The sequence below is a fragment of the Gordonia sp. KTR9 genome (genome assembly GCF_000143885.2).
In the GTDB taxonomy this organism is placed as follows: domain Bacteria; phylum Actinomycetota; class Actinomycetes; order Mycobacteriales; family Mycobacteriaceae; genus Gordonia.
Map to the genome: position 1 here is coordinate 1,171,665 of NC_018581.1, position 25,701 is coordinate 1,197,365.

A 25,701-nucleotide genomic window follows, 5' to 3' on the forward strand; every position below is an offset into this window, starting at 1 on the left:
CATCGAAAGACACATTCAATGAAGCTCAGTTCTCCGCGGGCGACCATCGCCCGCCGCATCATCGCGCCCGCCACCGCCGCCGCAGTCGTCGGCCTCGCCTCCTTCGCGGGTGCGGGTGCCGCGTCGGCGCACGTGACCGCCAACGCACCGACGGTCACGCAGGGCGGGTACGGCGTGGTCACCCTCGTCGTCCCCAACGAGTCCGACGCCGCGGCGACGACCGGGCTGCGTGTGACGCTGCCGGGCCTGACCTCGGCGCGTCCCGAGGTGATGCCGGGCTGGAAGTCCGTCGTCACCAAGAAGGACGACAAGGTCACCGAGATCACCTGGACCGCCGACCCGGGTTCGCCGGGCGTTCCGGTCGGGCAGTTCGGCCAGTTCCGGTTCTCCGGCGGACCGTTCCCCGAGCAGGAGACCGTCGAACTCCCGGCGCTGCAGACCTACGCCGACGGTGAGACCGCCGACTGGAACCAGCCGACGCCCGCCGACGGCTCCGAGCCGGAGAAGCCCGCGCCGACCCTGACGCTGCCGCCCGACTCCGGCGACGGCCACCACGGCGGCTCGCACGCCGCCGCTCCGACCGACAGCGCGCAGGCGTCGGACGGTTCGCAGGGCTCGGAGACCTCCGAGTCATCCTCCGCAGACTCCGCCGCTCGATGGCTCGGTGGAATCGGCCTGGTCGTCGGCACTCTCGGCGCGGTGATCGGCGTGGCCGCGCTGACTGTGCTCCGACGTAACGGCCGTGGCGGCGGCAATGCCTGACCGTCGTCCGGTGGCTGGTCGGCGCGTCGTCCTGGTGCTTGCGGCGCTGCTGTGTCTCGGGCTCGTCGGATCGTGGGCCGCGGCCCCGGCGTCGGCGCACTCTCGGCTGGTGTCCTCCGACCCCGCCGAGGGCGCGACGGTGCAGACCGGCCCGCAGACGGTCACGTTGACCTTCAACGAACCGGTCCAGTCGTCGTATGCGGTGCTCAACGTCGTCGGGCCCGACGATCACTACTGGCAGTCCGGTGACCCCTCGGTCGACGGACCGAACGTGCGCGTCGGCGTGCGCGAGCTCGGTCCGGCCGGCGAGTACGTCGTCAACTATCGGGTGACCTCGGCCGACGGGCACGTCATCAGCGGGCAGCGCACGTTCGAGCTCGCGGTTGCCGGCAACGGCGAACCGGGCCCGGCGATCGAGGCCGTCGACGCGTCGTCGGACGAGGGAATCCCGGTGTGGTGGTTCATCGCCGGGGCCGCCGTGGTCCTGATCGTCGGACTCGGCGTCGTGTTCTGGGTGAGCCGGCGACCGTCGACACGGCGCTGACGACCATCCGGATCGTGACATGACACTCCGCAACGGGTTCATCCTCGTGGTGACCCTGGCCGGCGGTCTGGTGGTGAGCTGGCTGCTCGCCCGTCCCGACGGTCCGGACCTGGTCGCCGTGCCCACGACCCTCGCGCTGGGCGTCTCCGTGGTGCTGCTCGGCCTGGGTGCGTTACCGACCGTCGACGCCGAGCCCTCGACCCGGGTGATCGGCCTGCTGGCCGGGGTGTGGGTGCTGGCGGTACTGGTCAGCGCCTGGATCCGCACCGCCGATCGGGCGGGCACCGAGGTGCTCGAGGTGACGGCCGGCGACTTCGGCGACGTCCTGTTCTCGGGTGCACCCGAGATGGTCGCGCTGATCGTTGCGCTGCTGATCGTCGTGTGGGTGGTGCTGGACCTGCTGACCGGGATCGAGATACCCGTCCTCGTGGTCGGTGCGCTCGCGGCGATCGGGGTGCTGGCCACCTCGATCGCCGGTCACGCGGGCAACGACTCGTGGGGTCCGTTCCTCATCGGTGCGCACGCGCTGGCCGCGGCCTGGTGGTGTGGGGTTCTCGCGGCGATGCTGATCACGGTCCGCGGGCGGTCGGGGTGGGCGCGCAGCCTGCCGGTCTTCTCCGGCCGCGCCCCCTGGGCGGTCGGTCTGCTCACGGTGACCGGCGTGGTCTCCGGGCTCGTCGAGATCGGCGGTCCGGCCGACCTCGTGAGCAGCGGCTACGGCCGCATCCTCCTCGCGAAGGCCGCGGTGCTCGCGATCCTCGTGGGCCTCGCGGATTGGCATCGACGACGCTGGTTACCGGCGGTGCAGCGGCATCGCAGCAGCGAGACGGCCTCCGTCCGTGCCGCCGTCGTCGAACTGGCGATCATGGCGGTCGCCCTGGGACTGGCGGCCGGGTTGTCGGCGACACCGCCGATCCCCGCCGGCTGAGCTTTCCCACCTGCTCGCTAATCCGAAAGAACCGCATAACCCCTGGTCCCTGAGGTGCGAGGAGCGATAGACGGTATGAGGGCCTTGGGGCCGAAGGCCTCAAGCTGCAAACACATCGTGGGTTGCTGCTGCTGAGTTCACACTCGGCGGTAGCACCACATTGCAGATCAGGAGGCCTCCGGTGATTGTTCAGGGTACAAGTGTCGGATTGGATGTTCACGCTCGTTCGGTGGTCGCTCACGCCATCGATGAGGACAGCGGCAACGTGATTCGGGAGACGTTGGTTCCCGATGCGGCGACCATCGTGAGCTGGCTTCACAGCTTGGCTCCGCCTGTGCGGGTTGCCTACGAGGCCGGTCCGACGGGTTTCGGATTGGCTCGGGCGATCACTGCGGCCGGATGGAGTGTGTGGTTGCCGCGCCCTCGAAGCTGCAACGGCCAGCCGGGGACCGCGTCAAGACCGATGCCCGAGACGCTGCGCACCTGGCGAAGTTGCTGCGCCTGGGCGAGGTAGTCGCGGTCGGTGTGCCCGAGGAGGGTACCGAAGCGGCCCGTGATCTGGTCCGCGCCCGCGAGGACGCTCGCAGCGACCTGATGCGGGCGCGGCATCGATTGTCCAAACTGCTTCTGCGCCAGGGGATCGTCTACTCCGGCGGGAAACCCTGGACCGGTGTTCATCAACAGTGGCTGCAGCGTCAACGTTTCGAGCTGCCGCTGTTGCAAGCCGCCTTCGACAACGACCTGGACGCGGTGTTGAGCGTGACCGCACGCCGAGACCGCCTCGATGAGCTGATCGAACAGACCGCGGCCACCGATCCGTGGCGGGCTGTGGTCACCCGATTGTCATGTCTGCGGGGTGTGTCGACGCTGACCGCGTTCGCTCTGGCCGTCGAGATCGGCGACTGGTCGAGGTTCAGTGGCGCCACGATCGGCTCCTACGCCGGGTTGGTGCCCTCGGAATACTCGACCGGCGGTACCCGCAGTCAGGGATCGATCACCAAGGCCGGGAACGCCCACGTGCGGCGGTTGCTGGTCGAGGCGGCCTGGCAACACCGGCGGCCCTACGGCACGCCCGGACAGACCCTGCGCCGTCGGTGGGAGGCCGCCTCACCCTCGGCCCGCGCCCGTGGCCATGCCGGCAACCGAGGGCTACACAAGCGTTGGCAACAATTCGACCGCCGCAGCAAGCATCCCTGCGTGGCCAACACCGCGATCGCTCGTGAGCTCGCCGGCTGGTGCTGGTCGCTGGCGGTGCTCGACGACTAACCAGCACTGACACACAATCTTGGCCACCCGCCGCGACTGCGCTGTGGTGAACAGGGAACGAATCCACGGCGTCGCTATGTGCGCCAGCACCTCTGGGTGCACGGTACGCACGCTTACATAGACCCGTCGGTCAGCGTTTTCATCTCCTGTCGAACACCGTTGAGCGGTAACCAACCCGCGTATACACCTCTGGGTGCACGGTACGCACGCTTACATAGACCCGTCGGTCAGCGTTTTCATCTCCTGTCGAACACCGTTGAGCGGTAACCAACCCGCGTATATCAGTCCGACAACACCGTCGCGAGTAACGACCACCACACACCGCGGCGGGTGGCCAACCCCCACTACAGCCCCCTAGCAAGGAGGCCAACTCGCCATGGAACTTGACAAAGCAGCACTACATATCAGCGACGAGCCTCGAAGGGCCTGGTGAGGCACGTTGTGATGCCCTTCGTGGCTCGCTTCGCTCGCACCTCAGGGAGCGGGGGGTCGAGCCTCACTCGCCCAACGGCGGCCGCGACTGGTCCCAGAGCGCGAGTAGTTCGTCGATGATGTCGGTCGCCATGTGCAGGGTGCTGAGGTGACTCTCACCGGGCATCTCGTAGAGCTTCGCGTCGGGGAGCAGCGACACCATGTGCTCGCCGTGGGCGTACGGGATGATGTGGTCGTCGTCGCCGTGCCACCAGCGCACCGGCACCGTGACGTCGCCGACGCGGAAACCCCAGTCCCGTGCGAACACCACGACGTCGGCGAACGGCGCGGCCATCCGGCGGCTCCCGCCGTGGAGCAGGTCGTCGAGGAACATGGCCCGGAACTCCGGTCGCGCCAACAGTTCTCGATCCGCCTGCGGGGACAGCCGTCCGTAGATGGTGATCGCGGGTTCGGCGATGGGCCGGGCGAAGCCGAGGGCGACGCTGAGCACCTGGCCGATCGGGTCGCCCGCGACGCTGACGAGTGGCGCCAAGAGCGTGCCGAGGCGCATGGCGCCGCCCTCGATACGGTCGGGCCCGACCGTCGGGGCGACACCGCCGAGGATGCCGGCCGCCGTCACCCGGTCGGGCATCGCGTGCGCGACGCCGAGGGCGTACGGTCCGCCGCCGGAGAGCCCGATGATCGCGAAGTCGTCGATGCCCAGGGCTTCGAGGACCTCGGCGAGGTCGGAGGCGAAGGCAGCGACGTTGTCGTACCGATGCGGGGTCGACGACCCCACGCCCGGGCGATCCAGTCCGATGAGCCGGACCTTACGTTCGAGTGCGTACGCGCGCGCCTCGACGGGGATCTGGCGTCGCGCACCGGGTGTTCCGTGGAGCCAGACGATGGCCCGTCCGGTGGCCGATCCGTACTCGGCGAATCCGATCCGACGATCACCGTCGGCGACGGCGATCGACCCCTCGATTTTCGGACGGGCGATGTCGATCATGTGACCAGCATCTCACGTACCGTTGATGGCGTGATCCCCGAGTTCGTTCACGGCACCGCGCGCGCCATCCGCCACGTGTTCACCCCGTACCCGGCTCGGGACATCCCGGACGGACGGATGGTCGAGCTCCCCGGACGCGGGCGGGCGTTCGTCACCGATTCGGGTCCGCGCGACGCTCCCGCCGTGTTCCTCCTGCACTCGGTGCTGACGACCGGGCTGCTCTGCTGGTACCCGACCATCCCCGCCATCAACGATCGCTACCGGGTCATCACCCTGGACGCGCGTTGGCACGGCCGCGGTATCGAGTCCGAGACATTCGACCTTCGCGACTGTGCCGACGACGTCGTCGCGCTCGCCGATGTCCTGGGCATCGACCGGTTCACGGTCGCCGGATTCTCGATGGGTGGCGGGATCGCGCAGCTGGTGTGGCGGCGCCACCCGGAGCGCGTGGCCGGCCTGGTGCTGTGTTCGACCGGTCCGTTCTTCAGCACCAACGATCCCCGGCACCGCGCGTCGTCGGAACGCATGGGACGCATCTTGCGCCCGGTGTACCGGGTGCTGCCGAGGGTGTCCGACAAGAGCCTCGACAAGGCGTCCCACACCACCATCTGGGCGCTCCGACAGTTCTTCTCGACGCCGCTCGCGCACCTCGGTGACTTCGGAAACGGCTTGGGGGAGTTCGATTCCCGTGACTGGCTGCACGAGGTCGACGTACCCACCGCGGTGGTCGTCTCCATCCGCGACCGCGTGGTCGAACCCGAACGTCAGCAGTTGCTGGTCGACGGCATCCCCGGCGCGCAGCGTTTCGAGGTCGATGGTGGTCACGCGTGCTGTGTCCTCGGCGCGCGGTACTTCATTCCGCCGTTCGCCGAGGCGGTCGATGCGGTCACGAGGCCGTCGGCCGTCGGAGTTCACACATCCGCTGAGGGCTGATCTTCTGAGTGATTCCGTTCGCTCGGCGCGCTGCGCTTACCGAACGACAACTTTTGTTTGTCAGTCGCTAGGAGCGATCGGCGGGGTCTAGCGATCATCAATCCTCGCCTTCTGATCGACAGTAATCCGTTGTCAGTGCTTGTGGCGCAGGCTTTTCGGTTGTTGGACTGGTACGCATGACCCACTTCTGGCTCCGTGACTATGCCCACAAAAGCGTGTCAGGGTTCCGATGTCGCCACACTTTCGTGACGCCTTGTTCCAGGTGACGCAAGAACTATGAAAATTCAAGTGCTGGTGAGGATCACGTGATCTCAAATTGAGATCTTCGCCTGTGCGTCGAGGCTGCATTCGCGCCATCGCGCCAGACGCCACCATCCCTGGGCGGCTTTATCAAGAATCTCTTTAGCGTTAGTCTTCCGGTAGTTCGCGATTCGGATGTCAGGGGAGGCCCCGCGGGGTTGGCGTCGAGTCGCTCTCGGTGCCCGAGCTCGAGGCTCGGGCACCGTCCAGGGGGAGGGCCCATGACCGTTCTTGATTCCTTCGTGCCTGTGGCACCGCCGATTGCGGATGTCGACACAGGCAGTGCTCCGTCGAACCCGAAGCCGGGTCGCCGACTAAGAGTCCGGGTTGCGCTCACCAGACCGCGCGAGGTGTCGATCGTGGTCCGCTACGTCTCGATCGTGGGCGCCGCCATGCTGGCGTTCGCACCGGCGATCTCCGCAAACGTCACGGCGCTCGCCGAGGGGTCGCCGACGGCGTATCTGCTGTTCATCCCGGTGTGGGGGCTGATGATCGCACTCGGCCTCGACACCACGCCTCGCGGTCGCGAGATCGGTGACGGCGAGTTCGATCGCATCCTCGTCGTGGTGATCGGCGGGGGACTCGGTCTGACCGCGGCGCTGGTCGTTCCCCGGATTCCCGCGGTCGCCGCGTTCTGGCACGCGGACCTGTTGCCGCTGCTGATCTGGGTGTTCGCCGCGTCGATCGTGATCTTCGGGATCCGGCGCGTCGTCCGCGACTACCTCGTCTGGGCGTTCCTGCTGGTCTGTTTCCCGCCGAACTTCCTGCTCCTGGGGCAGGCGTTCGGCGGGTCGACGACTGCCTTCGCAGTGCTGACAGTCGGTCTCGGGCTCGTCGTGAGCTACATGTCGCTGCGCCGGCGTCCGCGAGTCGCCGTGGCCACGACGGGTGCGGCGGCGCTGGTCGGCCTCGGGCTGGTGTGGGTGCTGGCCGGTGCTCCGGCACTGGCCTTCACCGTGCCCGCGGCCGCGATGACGGCGATCGCGATCATCGTGCGCGTGCGCAGCGGAGGTGTCGGGACGACACCCGCCGCCCTGCCCAAGCAGTCCATCGTCACGCTGGCGTCGGGATGGCTTGTGGCGCTGGTGATCCTGGGACTCACCCCGCATGCGCCGAACTCGCCGGAACCTGTTGCCTCGCCGCCGATCGGCGAGGACTGGCTGGGGCAGATGCGCATGCTGGGAATCGGCATCACCGAGCCCCAGGTGTTCGACTGGGGTCCGCGGGTCATGGGTTCCGGCGGTGATGTGCGGCGGTACCGGATCACGGCGGGCGTGACCGGTCCGCAGACCAGGCCGCTGTCCACCGCGTACCTCGACGTGTACTCCACCACCGACCTGGGCCGCTTCTCCAGTTACCGGCGCGGGCTGTGGTACGAGACGGTGCCGCCGGCGACGATCGACGCCACGCCGGCGTCGGCGGACGGCCGGCACACCCGGATCGGCAGTATCGCCAACTGAACCGCCCCGGGTCTGTCGGAGGCTCTCGAACCTGTGAAGGATGGAGAGCATGGCAGCACCACGCAAGTACAGTGAGGAACTCAAGGACCGGGCCACCCGGATGGCATGTGAAGCGCGACGAGATCCCGATTCGTCGAGAGGTGCGATCAAGCGGATCGCCGATCAGCTCGGAGTCCATCCCGAGGCGTTGCGCAATTGGGTTCGTCAGGCCGAGATCGACGGCGGGGTCCGCCCGGGCACCACGAGTGAGGACGCTGACCGCATCGCGGCGTTGGAGCGGGAGAACCGTGAACTGCGGCGAGCGAACACGATCTTGAAGCAGGCTTCGGCTTTCTTTGCGGCGGAGATCGACCGCCCACAGCGCTGATCGTGGAGTTCGTCGCGGCTCACCGCGATGAACACGGAGTCGATCCGATCTGTGCGGCATTGCGCGATACGTCCGCCCAGATCGCTCCGTCCACGGTACGAGCCCACCTGAGCCCCCAGAAGACCGAGGCGCCTCGTGTGGTGCGTGACCGGGAGCTCCTTACCCAGGTCCGCGCGGTGCATGCCGACAACCTCGGCGTCTACGGTGCCCGCAAGGTGCATGCCCAATTGCGCAGACAGGGCCATAGTGCTGCCCGCTGCACCGTCGAGCGATTGATGAAAGCCGACGGGCTGCAAGGGATAGCGAGACTCAAGACACGCAAGACCACGCGCAGCGAGGGAGCTGAAACACCCCGGCCGGCTGACCGGGTCAACCGTCAGTTCACCGCGGCGGCACCGAACGCGTTGTGGGTGGCGGACCTGACCTACATCCGCACCCACTCGGGCTGGGTGTACGCGGCGTTCGTCCTGGACGTGTTCTCGCGGATGGTCGTCGGCTGGCAGGTCTCGACCACCATGCACACCGACCTCGCCCTCGACGCCCTGAACATGGGATTGTGGGCACGGTCGCGTGCCGGCCACGACGTGGCCGGGCTGATCCACCACTCCGACCGCGGAGTGCAATACCGAGCCATCCGCTACACCGAACGACTGGCCGAAGCCGAAGCGGTGACATCTGTTGGCTCCAAAGGGGATTCATACGACAACGCGATGGCTGAGGCGTTCAACTCGCTGTTCAAAGCCGAATGCATCCGTAACCCCGTGATGCGCCCGCGAGGCGGCTGGGCAGGTGTGGGCGAGGTCGAGATCGCCGTCGCTGAGTACGTCGAATGGTTCAACCACCGCCGCCTGCACGGCGAGATCGGACACGTCCCACCCGTCGAGTACGAGAGCGCCTACTGGTCGACCCAAACCGTCACCAGCTACCGTGAGAACCCGGTCCCCGCAAACGCTGGAACCAACTAACCGAGCCTCCAGCAAACCCGGGGCGATTCAAACACTCTCGAGTCGGTGCGCACCTCGGATGAGGCGTTGTGGACCGGTCGATTCTGGAGCTGGCGAGTCCCCACCCCGGCCGGCGAGCGCTACTTCGCCTTCTACCTCATGGCCGCTCGTCATCAGGCGGGGTCGTCGGAGGTGTCCGAGCCGAGGCCACCCAGCTACGGCACCACCGTCGTCGACCCCGCGGGCTGGCTCATCCGTGGTGGGACCGACGTTGAGGATCAGGTCGCCACCGACTCGGCACTGGACGACGCGCTGACCGATCTGGCGTGGTCGATGGTCGAGGCCGTCGAACAACCGTCGCGATGACCGGCTTCGACGCAACGCGGATCACCAACGGGCCGCACGTCTCCGCTCTGTCCGCGCGGCACCCGCTGAGCCGACGCCAGCAGGTCGGTCTGCTGCTGGTGGCGCTGGTGATCGCCACCGCCTTCGTCATCGCCTGGCGCACGTCGCTCGCGGTGCTCCTGAGCGTGTGCGCGGTCTACTTCCTGGTGTCGAGCATCGACAAGTTCGTCCTCGTCATCCGCGGAATGTCGGGACGTGGCGTCCTCACCGTCTCCGACGAGCAGGCACGCCAGATCGACGACGCCGACCTGCCGGTGTACACGGTGCTGCTGCCGGTGTACGGCGAGCCGGAGATCGTCACCAATCTGGTTGCCGGGGTGGGCAGAATCGACTATCCCGCAGACAAACTCGACATTCTGCTGGTCCTGGAAGAGGACGATCAGGAGACCATCAACGCCATCAGCAGGGCGGACCTAGACGGGATCACCCCGGTCCTGGTGCCGCCGAGCGAGCCGAGGACCAAACCCAAGGCGTGCAATCACGCCATGGCGCTGCCCTCCGAGCGGAGCGAACTGGTCACGATCTACGACGCCGAGGACATCCCGGACCCGCTCCAGTTGCGCAAGGCGGCGGCGGTGTTCGCGAGGAGCGGTCCGGAAGTCGGCTCGGTCCAGGCGCGGCTGGGCTACTACAACGAGCGCGAGAATCTGCTCACCCGTTGGTTCGCCATCGAATACGACCAGTGGTTCTCGTACATGCTGCCCGCGCTGAGCGCGTCGAACTGCGTGATCCCCCTCGGTGGGACGTCGAATCACATCCGCACCGAGGTGCTGCGCGAGGTCGGCGGATGGGACGCCTACAACGTCACCGAGGACGCCGACCTCGGAATCCGGTTGGCTCGCTTCGGATACCGCACGGTGGTGCTGGACTCCCTGACGGGTGAAGAGGCCAATGCCGATGTCGTCAACTGGGTTCGGCAGCGATCCCGGTGGTACAAGGGTTATCTGCAGACCTTCCTCGTCCACATGCGTAACCCGTTGTCCATGGTTCGGGAACTCGGACTCGTTCCGGCGCTGCGTATCTCGAACCTGACGGCCGGGATGCCGATTGCGAACACGTTGAACCTGCTGTTCTGGGCACTGCTGCTGGTGTGGTTCGCGGGCAAGCCCGACTTCATGAACAGTGTGTTCCCCGGACCCGTCTATTACCTCTGCCTGCTGATGTTCACCGTCGGCAACCTGGCGACCATCATGCTGGGCGTCGTCTCCGCGCGTACCCGCGACAAGCCCTATCTGCTGGGGGCGGCCCTTCTCGTGCCCGGTTATTGGTTCCTGCAGTCCATGGCGGCCATCAAGAGCATGGCCCAACTCATCTACAAGCCCTCCTACTGGGAGAAGACCGTGCACGGGCTCTCGTCCATGCCCGGGGCCCCGCGACCGCCGAAAGGTTCTGAGAATGCCTAGCAATACCCGTGTCCGTCTTCGCCGCATCTGGTGTGCGACCGTGGCGGCGCTGATCGTCGGTGTGGCCTCGGTGGCGCCGGCTGCCGCTGCGCCCGGTGATGGGCTCACGACGCTCGACTGGCGGCAGCTGGGGATGGGCAACTCGGTGACGTTCGACAGCGCCGACGTCCCGGTCGGAGTGAGTGTCCCGGTGCCGGAGGGCATGTCCCCGACGCGGTTGTCCGGAGTGGTGGCGTCGGCGACGAATGTGTCCGACGCCTTCATCCAGGTCGCCCGGTCCGACGGCACGATCGTCGGAACCGTCGTCGTACCGCGATTCGGCCCGAGACAGCTGAGCACGCCGTTCTCCGTGCCACTCGCGGCAGTGCCTGTCGGCGACAACGGCCGGGCCGATCTGCGTATGACGCTGCGCAACGGCACCGGCGACTCCGTGTGTGGACCCATTCCGGATGTGTCTCTGACCGGACTGAATGTGGCCTATGCCGGGGTCGCGTCGTCACCGCGCACGATTCAGGACTTCTTCGGCACCGTGGTCGGCGGCGTCACGATCGTCACGCCCGAGAACCCGAGTGTCGCAGTCGCCCAGGCCACTCTGGGGGCGGTCGCCGCCATCACTGATCACTATCGGCCCCAGCGGGTGTCGATCGATGTCATCGAGTCGACGGGGGAGGGTGTGCCGTCGCCGGGCGGCCCGCTGCAGCGCACGATCCTGATCCGCGAGGAGGACGGTCCGGGCGGTGCCCGTCTCGACCGTGCCGGACAACCGTCGGCGGCGCTGGTGATCAGCGGTGACGCCGACTCACTGCCCGACCAGGTGGCGCTGTTCCGCGACGGGCTCACCGACCTGGCCCAGACGAGTTCTGCCGCAGTCGAATCCGTGTCGGACCGGGAGATCCAGGGCTCCGATTCGGTGACCTTCGGCGAGTTCTCGGATCGCTTGTCCACTGAAGTGCTCGGAATCACGACGCTGGTTCCGGGTTTCGATCCGACGATGCTGTCGCTGGGACGGCCAGGCATGGTGAACGTGCACCTGCTCGCGCGCTACACGCCGGTTCGGGACGACGAGCGGGCGAACGTGATGGCGGTCAGTGGCGGCGAGATCCTGCACACGAGTGCGCTGAACGCCTCGGGCACCCTCGACACGCAATTCACCATCCCGGCCGCTCAGGTCGCGGCCAACGAACCGCTCGAGTTCCGGATCTCCTACGAGCCGGGTCCGGGTGCCTGCTCGCCGCGGAGTGTGCCGCTGAGCTTCCAGATCGACCCGTCGTCGACGGCGTCGTCGAGCACGACACCTGTTCGGATGGGTGGTTTCTCGTCGATCCCGCTGGGCTGGCAACCGACGGTGCAGGTGGCCCTGGACAACACGAACCCGGCTCAGCTCGACGCCGCTGCCGAGCTGATCGCATCGGTCCAGCGGAGTTCGGCGACCGCGTTGGCGCCGGTGCTGGTGCCACTCGACCAGGCGATCGCGAGCAACACCGGTGCGCTCGTGGTGGCGTCGGCGGAGAACGCGCGTGCGCTGAATCCGCCGATCAACACCGAGGACTCGTCCACGCTCGTCGACCTGGCGGCCCAGATCCGTCTGGCGATCCCCGACGGGCTGGGGACCATCCAGGCGTTCGCGCAGAACTCACGCACCGTCGTGCTGGTGAGCACATCCGGCTCGTGGGATCTCGTCGACCCGCTGTTCGCCTACCTCGATGACCAGCAGGGGGATCTGGCGAATCTTCGTGGAGACGTCCTGGTGGCCGGTCGCGCGGGTCAGACCGAGCTGCTGACGATCCGGGCCGACGGTCCGCGGGCACAGGTCGATCAGGTCGGCACCAGCTGGTTGATGTGGCTGGGGATCAGCATCGCGGTGGTTGCGGTCGCGGTACTCGTCGCGGTCGGGATCACGGTGTACCGCCGGCGTTCCGACGAACCGTCTGACGGCGCCGACACACCGTGACAGTGGAGGTCCGCGAGCGCGGTGCGGGGACGACGATGGTCCAGGGCGTCGACGCCTCTGGCCGTCGTCGGCTCACCCGGGTCCAGTGGTGGGGGATCTCCCTGTTCGCCGGGCTGGCGTTCGTCTATCTCGCGGTGGGTGTCTATCTGTATCTGATCGTCGGCTACATCAACCCGGACGCGAGCAGTCGCGTGGGAAACGCCGGGTTCACCATCTGGAGCCGCGATCCTCATCTGGGCGCGATCGGTTTCGTGTGGAACCCGCTGCCCAGCCTCGTCGAGATCCCGCTGGTCGAGCTGTCGTCGCACTGGCCGCTGAACCGCTGGCCGGAGCTGCGACGCGTCGGGTTCGCGGGCGCGGTCATGAGCGCGTTGTTCATGGCCGGTGCGGGATGGCAGGTTCGGCGCATCGCGCTCGACTACGGCGCCGGCCGGGTGCTCCGGTGGACCGCGGTCGCCGCGTTCGCGCTGAACCCGATGATCGTCCTGTATGCGGGGATGGGGATGAGTGAGGCGCCGTTCCTCTTCTTCCTGCTCTGGACGTGTCGTCGGGTCTTGCTGTGGGTGAATCGCTTCCGCGTCGTCGATCTCGTCGTTGCCGGTGTCGCGCTGGGGCTGGCCTATCTGACCCGATATGAGGCGTTGCCGGCAGCTGCCGGTGTCGCGCTCGGCGTGTTCGTGATGTCGACGCGGCGTCACCGCCCGGCGGGTATGCGGGGACGTAAGGCGTGGCGGGCCGGCGCGCCGTTCGGTCTGCACGACGCGACGATCGTGGTGATGCCCACCGTGTTCGCCTTCGTCCTGTGGGCGGGACTGGGCTGGCTGCTCGACGGGAACGCGTTCTCCCAGTTCTCCTCCCAGTACGGCAACGCCGCCCAGGTGGAGGCGGCGGGGATCATCTCCGCCGAGGACGTCGGTGCCGGCCCGCTCGCCGAGGTCATCGCTGGCAATCTGCTGGGTATGCAACCGCTGCTGTTCGCGGTGCTGCCGATCGTCGGGTGGATCGCGGTTTGCCGGCGCCGCGTCGACGCGGCGGTGGTCGGTGTCCTCTTCGGTTCGGTACTGCTGTTCCAGATGTCCGCGGTGATCCTGGGTTCGACCTTCGGCTGGTTCCGCTTCTACATGGCGGCGACACCCCTCGTCGTGGTCGCCATACTCGTCGCGCGTGGCCCCCGCTTCTCGAGAGCGACATCCCCGCTCCCTGAGGTGCGAGGAGCGTTGGCGAGTCCACCCCTGCTCCCTGAGGTGCGTGGAGCGCTCGCGGGTCAACCCCTGCTTCCTGAGGTGCGAGGAGCGTTAGCGAGTCAACCCCTGCTCCCTGAGGTGCGTGGAGCGTTGGCGAGTCAACCCCTGCTCCCTGAGGTGCGAGGAGCGTTGGCGAGTCAACCCCTGCTCCCTGAGGTGCGAGGAGCGTTAGCGACGAGCCACGAAGGGTCCCCCACACCCCGCTCCTTGAGCAGCGACCGGAGCCTGCGGAGGTCGCGTGTCGAAAGGACCTCCCTCACCGCACTCATGGCACTGGTGCTCGTCACCTCGCTACCGGTGACCGCGACGTCGATGCTCACCCCGTCGTTGGGAAAAGAGGAGTACGGCCTGCGGTCGGCGTTCTGGCCGGACCGCTATCCGCCGTCGGAATTCTGGTTCTACTGGTTCGGCGACGTGTCGCGGAACGTGGCTGGCTGGTTCGACGACCAGGCGCTCCCGCCTGGATCGGTGCTCGTCGACACCTTCGGCATCTCGCGAATCTGGTTGTTCTCCGACCGGCCGGAACAATTCGTGGTCCGTAGCGATTACGACTTCTTCGCCAAACTCAACCAACCGCAGTCCCAGGGCGTCCAGTACATCCTGACCCCGCGGCCGACCGGACTCGGCCGGCTCGACGCCATCAACGTCCGATATCCGACGCTGTGGGACGACGGTGCGGGGATCGCCACGCTGGAAATGGCGGTCACAAGTCCAAGCGGGACGCCTCAGTTCCGCATCTACCGCATCAAAGGCTCGGGGTGACCTCGACGGCCGGGCGATCTGCTGCCGGCCGAGCTCCTCACGACGGTGAGCTCGTTACTGCTGGTTGAGCTTCCTTACAGCTGGTTGAGCTCGATTTACTGCTGGTTGAGCTTGTCGAAACCCCCACCTGCGCCGGCGCTCATCGTGTTCCTCTGCCGAGACATTTCTCTCGACCGATAGACCGTGACAGCGGCGATCACGACCGCCAGCACCGACAGAATGTCGGACTCGGTTATGCCGTGCTGGATATTGAAGGACACCAGAACGCGACCCTCGATCGGCTGATTCCACAGCGCCCAGGCAACGCCGGTGGCCGCGAGGACCGCGGCCCCGGTATAGCTCGGCCGGGCCAGACACCAGGCACCGACAACAAAGAGCAGATTCATCAGCACGAGGGCGTGGAACGGGTCTGGCATCAAGACAGTATGGGCATCGGGACTCCTCTGTGCTCGGTGGCTGGCACGGAGGGGGTAACTGCCCGGTCAACGGGTTGCGTCGCCCGACAAGACTTGAGAGGTCTGCGGCGCAAACGGGACTCTGATGCGGTAGGGCACGAGGCTCAGTTACCTGCGATCACGAGGACGTCAATGAGGGCGGCCAGGCAGGTCCCAATCAACTTCCATGCCCCGCTCGGGGCCAACTTGGCAACATTTCTTGTCGCTTCGCTGGTGTGCTGGGATTTCTTGTCGCTCCAGGTCCGCTCGACCGCAGCATCCGTATGGAAAGTCAGAGCCCACCCAAGGCCAAGCGCTTCTTCCTGCGACGATCTACACCTAATAGGTACCGCGACAGTGATGTGAGGGCGAGCGTGAGAGCAGCGGCCCAAGGCAGGAGTAGAGCTGCTCCGAAGTCCACCCAGCTACCCGTCGGCGGAGTCCGCAAAAGCCACAAGACGACCGCGTGCGTCAGAACTACCATGAAACCGGCAGCGGCAAGTCTCGTTGTCCAATCGGCAACGCGTCCCTTCCAGCGAATCGCGTGCTCGGCGACCAGGATGAGCCCAGCTGAGATCGCCGCTGCGACGATCACGCTCAGTGCGGGTGTGCCGAAGTCTGCCTGTTTCATATCCATCGGTCCGCTCAGGCCAGAAATGATGAGTACTCCCGATACCAACAGTGCTGCGGCACCCAAGACAGCTGGACGCCGTATGTGTTCCCTGACCGACCGAAAGGAAACTCCGGCAAGAACAAAGAGCGTCGCGGGAACTGCGACGCCAAGAGACAGCGGGAGTGCAGCTACCGCCGAGCTGTACGTGTAGCAGACGACGAGCCCGACAATTGAGAGTGCCCACGGTGTCCAACGTGGCAGGCGCTGCATTGATCGAAGCAGCACAGCTGCGAAGAACAGGGCTGTGACGAACCAGAATGCAGAGTATGGACGACCTAGCTCAGCGCCTCCCCACAGGATGTCGCCGATGAGCGGGGCCGGTTGTTTCGAGTCTCTGAAGACCGAGAGGCCGACATATGGGACTGATATCAGTACGAGCCAGCACACGTACGGGACGAGTAGCGTGCGCGAACGTTTCCGTACCTCAGTTCCCAACGATCTGGTTGTCGTCCACAGGTACCCGGTAAGGAAGAAAAACAGAGGAACGTGCCACGTAAAGATCGCCTCACGGGTGAACAAGTTGTCCCAGACATGCCCGGCGACGATAGCAACTATTCCAAGAACGCGGAGCAGGTCTAAGGGCACCGACCGACGTGAGGGAGCAGCATCGTGTGTGCTCAGGGGGCTTGCCTTCCTTGCGCCAGTAGCGACGAGAGATAGTGTCCGTAGCCGGATTTCATGAGCTTCTGAGCACTCGCAACAAGTTCTTCGTCACTGATGAAACCCTGTCGCCAAGCAATCTCCTCGGGAGCAGCGATTTTCAGACCCTGGCGTTGTTCGACGGTGCGCACGAAGTTGCCGGCGTCGAGGAGGCTGTCGAACGTCCCGGTGTCAAGCCATGCCGTTCCTCGGGGCAACACTCGAACGGACAGCTTGCCGCGTTGAAGGTAGTGCGCGTTGACGTCGGTGATCTCGTACTCGCCGCGGGCGCTGGGCTTCAGGTCGCGGGCGATGTCGACGACGTCGTTGTCGTAGAAGTACAGGCCGGGGACTGCGAAATTGCTCTTGGGCCTGGCAGGCTTTTCCTCAAGCGACAATGCGTTCCCGTCGGCGTCGAAGTCGACGACGCCGTAGGCCTCTGGGTTGGCGACCCAGTATGCGAACACCGCACCGCCGTCGATATCCTCGAACCCCCTCAGCTGACTACCCACTCCGGGTCCGTAGAAGATGTTGTCGCCGAGGACGAGTGCGACCGACTCGGTGCCGATGTGATCGGCGCCGAGAACGAAGGCCTGGGCGAGGCCGTCCGGGGAGGGCTGGGTCTTGTAGGTCAGGTTGATGCCGAACTGGTCGCCGTTGCCGAGCAGGTTCTCGAACGCCGGGGCGTCGTGCGGGGTGGTGATGATCAGGATGTCGCGGATCCCGGCCAGCATGAGCGTCGAGAGCGGGTAGTAGATCATGGGCTTGTCATAGACCGGGACGAGCTGCTTGCTCACCCCCTGCGTGATGGGGTGCAGCCGCGTGCCTGTGCCTCCGGCCAGGATGATGCCCTTCATTCGCCTAGGTTAAGCCTGTTGTGTACATTTCGCAGAATTGATAATCGTTTCGGGGAGTTCACGATTATTCGTTGCGATCAATGTCAGTAAATACTTTCGTGATCTTATGGTCTAAAGGAGTCCTTATGAGAATCTTGGTGACCGGGGGTGCCGGGTTCATCGGCGCCAACTTCGTGCTGCGCACCCTGGACACCCGCCCCGACACCTCGATCCGGGTCCTGGACAAACTCACCTACGCCGCCAACCCCGACACCCTCGCGCCGGTCGCCGACCGCGTCGAACTCGTCGAAGGCGACATCACCGACGCCACCCTGGTCGACCGCCTCGTCGCCGAGACCGACCTCGTCGTGCACTTCGCCGCCGAATCCCACAACGACAACTCCCTGGCCGACCCCTCGACCTTCGTCTCCACCAACCTCGTGGGCACCTACACCCTGCTCGAAGCCGTCCGCGCCCACCGGGTGCGTTACCACCACATCAGCACCGACGAGGTCTACGGCGACCTCGACCTCGACGACCCCGCCCGCTTCACCGAGACCACCGCCTACAACCCCTCGAGCCCCTACTCCTCGACCAAAGCCGGCTCCGACCTGCTCGTACGCGCCTGGGTGCGGTCCTTCGGCGTGGCCGCGACCATCTCCAACTGCTCCAACAACTACGGCCCCTACCAGCACATCGAGAAGTTCATCCCCCGCCAGATCACCAACGTGCTCTCCGGGGTACGCCCCAAGCTCTACGGCGACGGCCGCAACATCCGCGACTGGATCCACGTCGACGACCACAACGACGCCGTGTGGACCATCATCGACCGCGGCCGCATCGGCGAGACCTACCTCATCGGCGCCGACGGCGAAGTCGACAACCGCACCGTCGTGGAAACCATCCTCGAACTCCTCGACCAACCCACCGACGCCTTCGACTTCGTCACCGACCGCCCCGGCCACGACCGCCGCTACGCCATCGACTCCACCCGCCTGCGCACCGAACTCGGCTGGACCCCCGCCTACCTCGACTTCCGCGCCGGCCTGGCCGCCACCATCGACTGGTACCGCGACCACCCCGCCTGGTGGCAACCCGCCAAAGAAGCAGTCGAACAGAAATACGCCACCACCGAACGCGTCACCGGCTGAACCACACGCACGGACCATGAATATGTCACACACTGTTCACCTGCCGTTGCCGATTAGAGGCGACCTCCCGGTGAGCATTTACTTCGCGGGCCCCAAGAAATATCTAATGCGCGCTGACGTTTCCAATACGTGATCACGAACACACGTGACTGAAGTCCGAGCCTGCCGAATGCGTCCCTATTTTGCAGGCAGCACCATTTTGCTGTGCTGCCGATGGCCGTTTGGGTGACGCGCGACGGTCGCGAAAAACCGATTCGCGAGCATAAGGGCAGCTCATGCCTCCTTCTGAGGACCCTCCAGCTCGCGCGTCAGGAGGATGCTGGCATGACTGTTGCGAACAAGTAAATCAACCGAGTACGCACCTCGAACAGGCAAATTAGCGGTGCGTGGCCGAGTTGTCAGTGTGATCGAAGTGAAATAAGCTCGCCGCACAGGACGTGTTTTCAAGGGTGCAAATCGTTCTCGTGTGGCGTTTGGGGAGTTCGCCTTTTCCTTCAGTATTACGGGGTTGTTTGGAGGTGGGCAATGGCCGATCGTCAAGCCTACGAACGGCCAGTGCGTAGCGCTGGCCGCCGCAGTCAGCGGCTCCGGTTTGTCGATCGTGCACAGGACCGTTCGCGCTCTTGGATGCGGACGTACCTGATGCGGGTGTCAATCTCTGATGCTGCGATAGTCGGTCTCGCGGTAGCGGTGGCTCAGCGGGTCCGATTTGGTGCCGATGGCGCCATGACGCCGAATGGTGCGGTCGGTGCGCCCGCGATCTACGTCTCCGTAGCGCTGGCAGTTGCGTGGCTGTTTGCCCTCCGCGCATTTCAGAGCCTCGACCGCCGCATCATCGCATCCGGTTCGCAAGAATATAGTCGGGTCGTTAGTGCGTGTCTATCGGTCTTCGGTCTGCTCGCGATGTGCGACCTTCTGTTCAAGCTCAACATCGCTCGAGGATTCCTCGCCCTCGCCTTGCCGATCGGCACGTTCGGGCTAGTGCTGTCCAGGTGGCTGTGGCGACGAGTTCTGCTGGTCCAGAGGCGCAGGTCAGAGAATCTGGAACGCGTCTTGGTCGTTGGCACGCGGAGTTCTGCGGTGCCTCTGATGGAGCGCCTCGTAAAGCATCCGGAACTGGGCTACCGCGTTGTCGGTATCTGCCTTCCCGAGCGGAGTGGACGGCCTCGTCTGATGGCGGTCGGCGACATGCAGGTGCCTGTCCTTGGAACCTTCGACGAAGTATGTGACTCGGTTGCGGATTCGGGAGCTACCACTGTCGCAGTGACGTCCGCGGAAGCGTTGGGGCACGACGCTATGCAAGCCCTTTCGTGGGATCTCGAAGGACTCGATGTCGACATGATCGTGTCTCCAGGCGTCACCGATGTCGCCGGACCTCGTGTCATGGTGCGACCGGTCGCAGGTCTGCCGTTGCTACACATCGATAAGCCTCGGTACGAAGGTGCCAACCGCTTTCGCAAAGCCTTTGTAGACAGAGTCGGTTCGGCGGCAATCCTGTTGGCACTGGCTCCGCTCTTCTTCGCGGTGGCTGTGGCCATCAAGTTGGACTCGACAGGTCCTGTCTTCTACCGCGCGACACGGGTCGGAATCAACAACCGGCCATTTCGGATGTGGAAGTTCCGATCGATGGTTGAGGACGCAGACAAGCGCAAGTCGGAGCTCATATCGCTGGATGAGGGCGCAGGTGTGCTCTTCAAAATGCGTGACGACCCACGTGTAACAAGAGTGGGTGCCTTCATCAGGCGATACAGCATCGATGAGATACCGCAATTGCTGAACGTGCTGGGCGGCACGATGAGCCTCGTCGGTCCGCGCCCGCCTCTGCCCGAGGAGGTCGAGCAGTACGACGGACGGGTGGCGCGGCGAATGCTCGTCAAGCCCGGGATGACTGGACTGTGGCAGGTGTCCGGACGTTCCGACCTGTCTTGGGAAGAATCCGTGCGGCTAGATCTCTCGTACGTCGAGAACTGGTCGATTATGCAGGACGCCCTGATTCTGTGGCGAACCATCCGTGCGGTGCTTCACAAAGACGGAGCGTACTGAGCGATGGGCGCTCGATTAACGTTTTCACCCACGCCCGAAAACCTGAACGATACCCACGAAAGGTGTAGTGGCTCAGAAGCAATGGACGTTCGAGTCCTCAGTGTAATGCTCCCGGTCGTGCTTCTGTTTGCATCGTGTGCATCGCATGACACAAGGGAGACGGTTCAAGCGCAGATGCTTGGGGAATCGGGACATGGCTTCGTAACCGACAGCATCGGTTTGTCTATCGAATCCTCCACGCTCGCCGGCGATGGCAAGGCACTCCAGACACGAAAGCTTGTCAGTCTGTTCGAGGACTTTCGTCCGGGAATGGTCTTGCGGATCGGGGGCAACACTTCGGACCAGATGTTCTGGACGTCGAAAGGTGAGTCGAAGCCGACAGACTACGGTTTCACCGCCACTCCGGCGAGTTTGAACAAACTCGCGGAGCTGACCAAGCAGCTTGGGTGGCGTGTGGTGATGGGCGTCAATCTCCGGGCCCGGGACCCTCAGCGCGCTGCCGACATGGCCCGGCACGCCCGGTCCATCTTTGGAGACTGGCTGACAGCGATCGCCATCGGCAATGAACCCAACGTCTATTACCCGTCGAACCCTCCCTTCGGCACCTACGCGAGCGACGTTCGTAGGTACACGAACGAGATCCGCTCGGCTGTACCTGACGTCGCGATTCAGGCGCCGGACGCTAGCGGCAACAGAAGTGACTTCATCTGGAGCAGCGCGTCGCAATTCGCTCGGTTGCCTGCTGCAGTGCCGGATGTCTATGCTTCGCATTTCTACGGCGCGCAAGGATGTGACACCGGGTCGATGCTCCCACGTGCGTTGTTCACAGAGTTCGCGGATGAGAGAAGGAAGTCCTCGCTCGATAACATCTACCACGCGGCGTCGCTGTCAAGTGCGCCGAAAGTAGTTCTTTCAGAGGTGAACTCAATCAACTGCGGGGGAATGGCAGGCATAAGCAACCGGCTCGCAGGTGCACTCTGGATGCTTGACTTCGCCTTCGATGCGGCGACGCAAGGGTTCAACGGGATCTATTTCCATGGAACGATTACTGACTGCATCGCTTACTCGCCAGTTTGTGTCGCCGATGACCGTGCGATAAACACGGCGGATCCGTTCAAGGCGTTGTTCATGCTGAATCGCATGGCCAACGGTATGGCGATGCTATCGGTTGCGCCCTACGTGTCGAACTCGAACATTCGACTCTACGGATTGCGAGGCCGAAACTCCCTTGTTCTTATTGCGATCAATACTGGGGAGGGCAACGGCGACTGGGTCGACGTCAATGTCGACCTTCCCGGGTCCGACTTCGTTGAGCTGACCGCCACAGAAATATTTACCAAAGATGAAACATCAACTGACGGAACAAGGCTCGCCCGAAAAACATCGATGGACGGCGTGCCGCCGGATCTCGACAGGGAATGCGCATCCGGTCCGGGCGACAGTGAGCCGGTGGCTACGGCTCGCGTTGCCAGTCGACCGGCATCAGCAAAAGTCCTGTTTTTCTGTGAACGCAACGACTAGCGACCAGTTCCAAGGGCTGGTCCCGACCAAGGCATTGAGAAGGGAATTCGGATGAGGATAGTTGTCTTCGGACTCGGTTACCTCGGCGCGACGCATGCTGCCTGTATGGCCGAACTCGGGCACGAGGTCCTGGGCATCGAGCTGGATGACTTCCGTAGAGAAGAACTAGCCCGGGGTGAGGTTCCGTTCTACGAGCCCGGTTTGCCTGACCTGGTCCGGAAGCACCTGGAGTCAGGACTGCTAAGGATATCCGCGAGCTACGAAGAGGCTGCGGAGTGGGGCGGGGTGTATTTCATTGCAGTCGGAACACCGCAGCGTAAGGGTGAGTACGCTGCTGATCTCCGCTACGTGGAAAGCGTGGTCGAGAGCTTGGTGCCACTGTTGACCACGGACGCACTCATTCTCGGCAAGTCCACGGTGCCCGTCGGAACGTGCGAACGCCTCGCAAACCGAGCTCAAGATTTGGCCAAAGACGACGTCACCGTCCACCTCGGCTGGAACCCCGAGTTCCTTAGGGAGGGCCATGCGATTGACGACACGCTTCGGCCGGACCGGATCGTCGTAGGCGCCGAGCGAGGAAGTGAACTCGAAAGCGCGGCGCGTGAGGTATATGCCCGGATGATCGAGGCGGGCACGCCTTATATCGTGATGGATCGTCAGAGTGCCGAGATGGTCAAGGTCGCTGCCAACTCATTTCTTGCAACCAAGATCTCGTTCATCAACGCGATCGCCGAAGTCTGTGAGGCCGCCGGTGCCGATGTGACCGCCGTGGCAGACGCGATCGGCCATGACGACAGGATCGGGCGCAAGTTCCTCAACGCCGGACTCGGTTTCGGTGGTGGGTGCCTGCCAAAAGACATCAGAGCTTTCATGGCGCGGGCAGGCGAGCTCGGTGCCTCGGAGGCGTTGTCGTTCCTGAGGGAGGTCGACAACGTGAACATGCGTCGTCGGAACCGCATGGTGAACCTGACGAAGCGTTCATGCGGCGGTTCACTTCTCGGGAAACGCGTGGCTGTACTCGGCGCGGCCTTCAAGCCAGAGTCTGACGATGTAAGGGATTCACCCGCACTGAACGTCGCCGGCCAGCTGCAGCTCCAGGGCGCGTCAGTTGTGGTCTACGACCCGAAGGCAAATCAGAATTCGAAGCGACTCTTCCCAACCTTGGACTACGCGGAGACCGCTCGTGACGCTTGTATGGACGCAGATGTGGTCGCGGTGCTGACGGAATGGAAAGAGTTCCGTTCCCTGAAGCCTGTTGATCTGAACTTGATCGTGCGGGGTCGGACCATCATTGATGGCCGGTTGTGTCTTGAGCAGTCTGTGTGGGAGGCGGCCGGTTGGTCCTTCCTCCGCTGAGCGCCAGTCGGAAAGAAACGCACGGAATCGGGAATCGAAAAGATATGCAGTTCGATAGTAGTGATGATGGGCGGTCGAGGTTTCGACGTGCTGTCGGCGGTGTCAAGTTCCGTGTTCAGAAGCAGTCCTTGTTGACCTGGATCAGGATCACCAACAAACTGCCGCTGCGGCGCTCCGCGCTGGGTGACGTCGGCGCTCCGATCGTCAGCCTCACCAGCTACGGGGATCGCGTCGCCATGACCCACTTTGCGATCGAGTCGATCCTGAGGGGGAAGCTGCGGCCATCGCGGATCATTTTGTGGGTCGACGATCAGAAAACGGTTGACTTTCTACCAAGACAGCTTAAGCGTTTGCGGCAGGCGGGCCTCGAGGTCCGTGTCGCTGACGGTGGCTCGGGTCCGCACACCAAGTACTTCGACGCTCTGGCGCTCGCACTCGCGGACGGTGTCCCGCTGGTGACGGCGGACGACGACACTGTGTACCCCGCCGACTGGCTCCACAGACTCTTTGCGTACTACCTCGGACACCCTGACGGGGTTGCCTGTTACAGGGCCCGCCGCGTGGTTATCGATACTTCTGATCGGGACAGCGGGCCACGACTGACCCCCTATTCACAGTGGCCGCTGATCAAGGACTCGTCTGTGTCCAATCGGAACTTTGTAACCGGGGTGTCTGGTGCTCTGTACCCCGCCGAACTGATGCGGGCACTCGTTGCCCGTGGCACCCAGTTCGAGGAACTGTGCCCCAAAGCAGACGATGTGTGGATCAATCACACCGCGCTCCAGGCGCAGATTCCGATCCGCGTGGTCGACGGTCGCAGTCGAGACTTCATCTCTCTCGAATCCACTCAGGCAATTGGGCTGAAACACGCGAATGTGATGCAGGGAGGGAACGACGCGCAGATCGCCGCGACGTACTCGGAGCTGGACCGGAAGCGGTTGGCCGGCTCTTCATGACTGTGCCCAGGACCGAAGTGGTTGAGGACTTCGAAGCCACCGCCGCTCGAAGGCCCGGGCGAGACGTTGGCCGAAGTATCGCGATCGTCACGTTGGGGAATCTGACGCCGCTGCTAGCGTCGCTTGTCACGGCGCCTCTCTTGGCCCGTGCCCTTGGTGCGGAGGGGCGCGGTCTCGTCGCTGCTGCGACGGCCCCGCTGCTGGTAGCGTCAGCTGCGCTCACGCTCGGAATGCCCGACGCTGTGACGTACTTCGTCGCGCGTCGTGTGCGAACACTGCGAACCCTCGGCCTCGGGTTGTTGGTAGTGTGCATCGCCGGTCCACTTGGTAGTGCGCTGATTGCATCGCTGTCCCACAACCTGGCCGGAGACCATCCGGACATCAGTGGGTTGATTTCAACGGTTGGCCTGATGCTCACACCGGCCCTCGTTGCACTCGTGGTCCGTGGCTATGCCCGGGCATTACAGGCATGGTTCCTTGTGGCATCCGACCAATGTCTCGCAAGTGTGTTCCGCGTTGGCGCGCTTGGGGTTCTCCTCGCGACCGGTAGCTTGACGATTGCCTCAGCCGCGTGGGTGCTTGCGATCGGCAATTGCGTGGGGATCATCGCCTATCTCGGATTGCTGGGGAGGTACCGCAGGCGGTCCCCGACCCCGGACTCGGATCTGGCGGTAGGACGGCATGCAGCACAGCTGACACGTTTCGGCCTCGGTGCCTGGATTGGATCAGCTGCTGGGGTGGTCCTTGCGAGGTTGGACCAGGTCCTTTTCTTGCCGTTGTCGTCAGCAGAGCAACTCGGTATTTACATTGTTGCAGTGTCATTGGCTGACATGGTTCGAACTTTCAACGCCGCAGTCAGGGATGTGGTGTTCTCTGTTCAGTCGGCGCAGAATGACGACGAGAGCCTCGGGCGAGCCGCACGGCTGTCGACCATAATCACTGCGGGAGTGGGCGTTACTGCAGTGCTGGTGGGGTGGGGGCTTGTCCCGTTGGCGTTCGGACCCGAGTTCGCTTCGGTCACCGCAGTTCTTGCGGTCGTGCTCGTCGGTACCGTCATCGGAAACCCAGGATCGGTTGCTGCAGCCGGTATGACGGCTCGCGGGCGCCCGATCTTGCGAAGCATCGCGATTTTGTCGTCCGTTGTGCTGAATATCGTTCTGCTGGTGATACTTCTGCCGACTATGGGTGCAATGGGCGCCGCGATCGCGTCGATGGTGGCCAACGCGATCTGTGGCTTGTTCGTTCTGGTTCTCGCCTACCTAGTGTTCGGCATGAAGCCGGCTATGTTCCTGCGGATTCGACGAGATGACTTCGTTTTCCTCGGCCAGAAAGGCCGCGAGTTCGCGAAGCGCGCAATTGTCGTTGTACGAAAGCGCCACAACGCAGAGTACTCAGGAGGCTGA

20 protein-coding genes, 1 pseudogene and 1 other annotated feature are annotated in these 25,701 nt (G+C 64.4%); of the genes and pseudogenes, 17 read left to right on the forward strand and 4 right to left on the reverse strand.

The features are described from left to right. Positions 1-18 precede the first annotated feature (18 nt). The 4 genes and pseudogenes from KTR9_RS06065 (at position 19) to KTR9_RS06080 (ending at position 3,500) form a co-directional block, all read left to right on the forward strand. Entirely contained in the window at positions 19-762 is a 744-nt protein-coding gene (locus KTR9_RS06065; protein ID WP_014925651.1) for a YcnI family protein, read from the forward strand. Beyond that, positions 755-1,306: a copper resistance CopC family protein gene (locus KTR9_RS06070; protein WP_014925652.1), complete on the forward strand. Its 552-nt coding sequence runs from the start codon at positions 755-757 to the stop codon at positions 1,304-1,306. Before KTR9_RS06065 ends, KTR9_RS06070 begins: the two co-directional genes overlap by 8 nt. A 19-nt stretch (positions 1,307-1,325) precedes the next feature. Next, on the forward strand, positions 1,326-2,234 hold the full coding sequence (locus KTR9_RS06075; RefSeq protein WP_014925653.1) for a copper resistance D family protein: 909 nt from the start codon (positions 1,326-1,328) through the stop codon (positions 2,232-2,234). A gap of 181 nt (positions 2,235-2,415) precedes the next feature. After that, positions 2,416-3,500: pseudogene (locus KTR9_RS06080) on the forward strand (IS110 family transposase). Between the two features lie 496 nt (positions 3,501-3,996). On the opposite strand, the gene KTR9_RS06085 reads toward KTR9_RS06080, so the two are convergent. Then, complete coding sequence (locus tag KTR9_RS06085) at positions 3,997-4,920, reverse strand: alpha/beta fold hydrolase (protein ID WP_010844536.1); 924 nt, start codon at positions 4,918-4,920, stop codon at positions 3,997-3,999. 30 nt (positions 4,921-4,950) lie between these two features. Between KTR9_RS06085 and KTR9_RS06090 the strand changes: the two genes are divergently transcribed. From KTR9_RS06090 to KTR9_RS27915, 7 genes are all read left to right on the forward strand, one after another. Next, positions 4,951-5,853 (forward strand): alpha/beta fold hydrolase, encoded by a 903-nt coding sequence (locus KTR9_RS06090; protein ID WP_193363230.1) that lies wholly within the window; start codon positions 4,951-4,953, stop codon positions 5,851-5,853. Positions 5,854-6,512: 659 nt separating this feature from the next. Further along, positions 6,513-7,613, forward strand: a complete 1,101-nt coding sequence (locus KTR9_RS06095; protein WP_238554042.1) for a hypothetical protein — start codon at positions 6,513-6,515, stop codon at positions 7,611-7,613. A 49-nt stretch (positions 7,614-7,662) separates the two neighbouring features. Beyond that, positions 7,663-8,945, forward strand: a protein-coding gene (locus tag KTR9_RS06105; RefSeq protein WP_085949824.1) for an IS3 family transposase whose coding sequence is annotated in 2 segments (ribosomal slippage) — positions 7,663-7,951 and positions 7,951-8,945 — 1,284 coding nt in all. Because the reading frame shifts where the segments join, the coding sequence is not laid out codon by codon here. Next, positions 7,941-8,069: a sequence feature (AL1L pseudoknot), on the forward strand. Its footprint overlaps the gene before it by 129 nt. 45 nt (positions 8,946-8,990) lie before the next feature. Beyond that, the gene (locus KTR9_RS06110) at positions 8,991-9,290 is read left to right on the forward strand and encodes a hypothetical protein (RefSeq protein ID WP_044506044.1); all 300 of its coding nucleotides are present in this window, start codon (positions 8,991-8,993) and stop codon (positions 9,288-9,290) included. After that, on the forward strand, positions 9,287-10,732 hold the full coding sequence (locus KTR9_RS06115; protein WP_014925656.1) for a glycosyltransferase family 2 protein: 1,446 nt from the start codon (positions 9,287-9,289) through the stop codon (positions 10,730-10,732). Before KTR9_RS06110 ends, KTR9_RS06115 begins: the two co-directional genes overlap by 4 nt. Continuing rightward, on the forward strand, positions 10,725-12,683 hold the full coding sequence (locus KTR9_RS06120) for a hypothetical protein (protein WP_014925657.1): 1,959 nt from the start codon (positions 10,725-10,727) through the stop codon (positions 12,681-12,683). Before KTR9_RS06115 ends, KTR9_RS06120 begins: the two co-directional genes overlap by 8 nt. A 35-nt stretch (positions 12,684-12,718) precedes the next feature. Next, positions 12,719-14,689, forward strand: coding sequence for a glycosyltransferase family 39 protein (locus tag KTR9_RS27915; protein ID WP_014925658.1), 1,971 nt, complete (start codon positions 12,719-12,721; stop codon positions 14,687-14,689). 95 nt (positions 14,690-14,784) lie between these two features. Here KTR9_RS27915 and KTR9_RS06130 read toward each other — a convergent pair whose 3' ends face one another. From KTR9_RS06130 to rfbA, 3 genes are all read right to left on the reverse strand, one after another. Beyond that, complete coding sequence (locus KTR9_RS06130) at positions 14,785-15,105, reverse strand: hypothetical protein (RefSeq protein ID WP_044506046.1); 321 nt, start codon at positions 15,103-15,105, stop codon at positions 14,785-14,787. 310 nt (positions 15,106-15,415) lie between these two features. Then, positions 15,416-16,381, reverse strand: coding sequence for an acyltransferase family protein (locus tag KTR9_RS06135; protein WP_014925660.1), 966 nt, complete (start codon positions 16,379-16,381; stop codon positions 15,416-15,418). 32 nt (positions 16,382-16,413) lie between these two features. Next, positions 16,414-17,292, reverse strand: coding sequence for a glucose-1-phosphate thymidylyltransferase RfbA (gene rfbA, locus KTR9_RS06140; protein ID WP_014925661.1), 879 nt, complete (start codon positions 17,290-17,292; stop codon positions 16,414-16,416). Positions 17,293-17,417: 125 nt separating this feature from the next. Here rfbA and rfbB point away from each other — a divergent pair, with 125 nt between their 5' ends. The 6 genes from rfbB to KTR9_RS06170 all read left to right on the forward strand — a co-directional run bounded on the left by rfbB (position 17,418) and on the right by KTR9_RS06170 (position 25,701). Next, positions 17,418-18,422, forward strand: a complete 1,005-nt coding sequence (rfbB, locus tag KTR9_RS06145; protein WP_014925662.1) for a dTDP-glucose 4,6-dehydratase — start codon at positions 17,418-17,420, stop codon at positions 18,420-18,422. Between the two features lie 525 nt (positions 18,423-18,947). Beyond that, the gene (locus tag KTR9_RS06150) at positions 18,948-20,465 is read left to right on the forward strand and encodes a sugar transferase (protein ID WP_014925663.1); all 1,518 of its coding nucleotides are present in this window, start codon (positions 18,948-18,950) and stop codon (positions 20,463-20,465) included. Positions 20,466-20,582: 117 nt separating this feature from the next. Continuing rightward, positions 20,583-21,986 carry a hypothetical protein gene (locus tag KTR9_RS06155; RefSeq protein ID WP_193363231.1) on the forward strand — a complete coding sequence of 468 codons (1,404 nt, stop codon included), beginning with the start codon at positions 20,583-20,585 and terminating at the stop codon, positions 21,984-21,986. A gap of 51 nt (positions 21,987-22,037) precedes the next feature. Next, entirely contained in the window at positions 22,038-23,342 is a 1,305-nt protein-coding gene (locus KTR9_RS06160; RefSeq protein WP_014925665.1) for a UDP-glucose dehydrogenase family protein, read from the forward strand. A gap of 131 nt (positions 23,343-23,473) precedes the next feature. Then, positions 23,474-24,298 (forward strand): glycosyltransferase family A protein, encoded by an 825-nt coding sequence (locus tag KTR9_RS06165; RefSeq protein WP_238554047.1) that lies wholly within the window; start codon positions 23,474-23,476, stop codon positions 24,296-24,298. Further along, positions 24,295-25,701, forward strand: coding sequence for a lipopolysaccharide biosynthesis protein (locus tag KTR9_RS06170; protein WP_014925667.1), 1,407 nt, complete (start codon positions 24,295-24,297; stop codon positions 25,699-25,701). Before KTR9_RS06165 ends, KTR9_RS06170 begins: the two co-directional genes overlap by 4 nt.

What these genes read in the sequence shown, in the direction of transcription:
- KTR9_RS06065 (WP_014925651.1), top strand. Translation starts at nt 19, where the DNA reads ATGAAGCTCAGTTCTCCGCGGGCGACCATCGCCCGCCGCATCATCGCG.
- KTR9_RS06070 (WP_014925652.1), top strand. Translation starts at nt 755, where the DNA reads ATGCCTGACCGTCGTCCGGTGGCTGGTCGGCGCGTCGTCCTGGTGCTT.
- KTR9_RS06075 (WP_014925653.1), top strand. Translation starts at nt 1,326, where the DNA reads ATGACACTCCGCAACGGGTTCATCCTCGTGGTGACCCTGGCCGGCGGT.
- KTR9_RS06085 (WP_010844536.1), bottom strand. Translation starts at nt 4,920, where the DNA reads ATGATCGACATCGCCCGTCCGAAAATCGAGGGGTCGATCGCCGTCGCC.
- KTR9_RS06115 (WP_014925656.1), top strand. Translation starts at nt 9,287, where the DNA reads ATGACCGGCTTCGACGCAACGCGGATCACCAACGGGCCGCACGTCTCC.
- KTR9_RS06120 (WP_014925657.1), top strand. Translation starts at nt 10,725, where the DNA reads ATGCCTAGCAATACCCGTGTCCGTCTTCGCCGCATCTGGTGTGCGACC.
- KTR9_RS27915 (WP_014925658.1), top strand. Translation starts at nt 12,719, where the DNA reads ATGGTCCAGGGCGTCGACGCCTCTGGCCGTCGTCGGCTCACCCGGGTC.
- KTR9_RS06130 (WP_044506046.1), bottom strand. Translation starts at nt 15,105, where the DNA reads ATGCCAGACCCGTTCCACGCCCTCGTGCTGATGAATCTGCTCTTTGTT.
- rfbA (WP_014925661.1), bottom strand. Translation starts at nt 17,292, where the DNA reads ATGAAGGGCATCATCCTGGCCGGAGGCACAGGCACGCGGCTGCACCCC.
- rfbB (WP_014925662.1), top strand. Translation starts at nt 17,418, where the DNA reads ATGAGAATCTTGGTGACCGGGGGTGCCGGGTTCATCGGCGCCAACTTC.
- KTR9_RS06150 (WP_014925663.1), top strand. Translation starts at nt 18,948, where the DNA reads ATGGCCGATCGTCAAGCCTACGAACGGCCAGTGCGTAGCGCTGGCCGC.
- KTR9_RS06160 (WP_014925665.1), top strand. Translation starts at nt 22,038, where the DNA reads ATGAGGATAGTTGTCTTCGGACTCGGTTACCTCGGCGCGACGCATGCT.
- KTR9_RS06170 (WP_014925667.1), top strand. Translation starts at nt 24,295, where the DNA reads ATGACTGTGCCCAGGACCGAAGTGGTTGAGGACTTCGAAGCCACCGCC.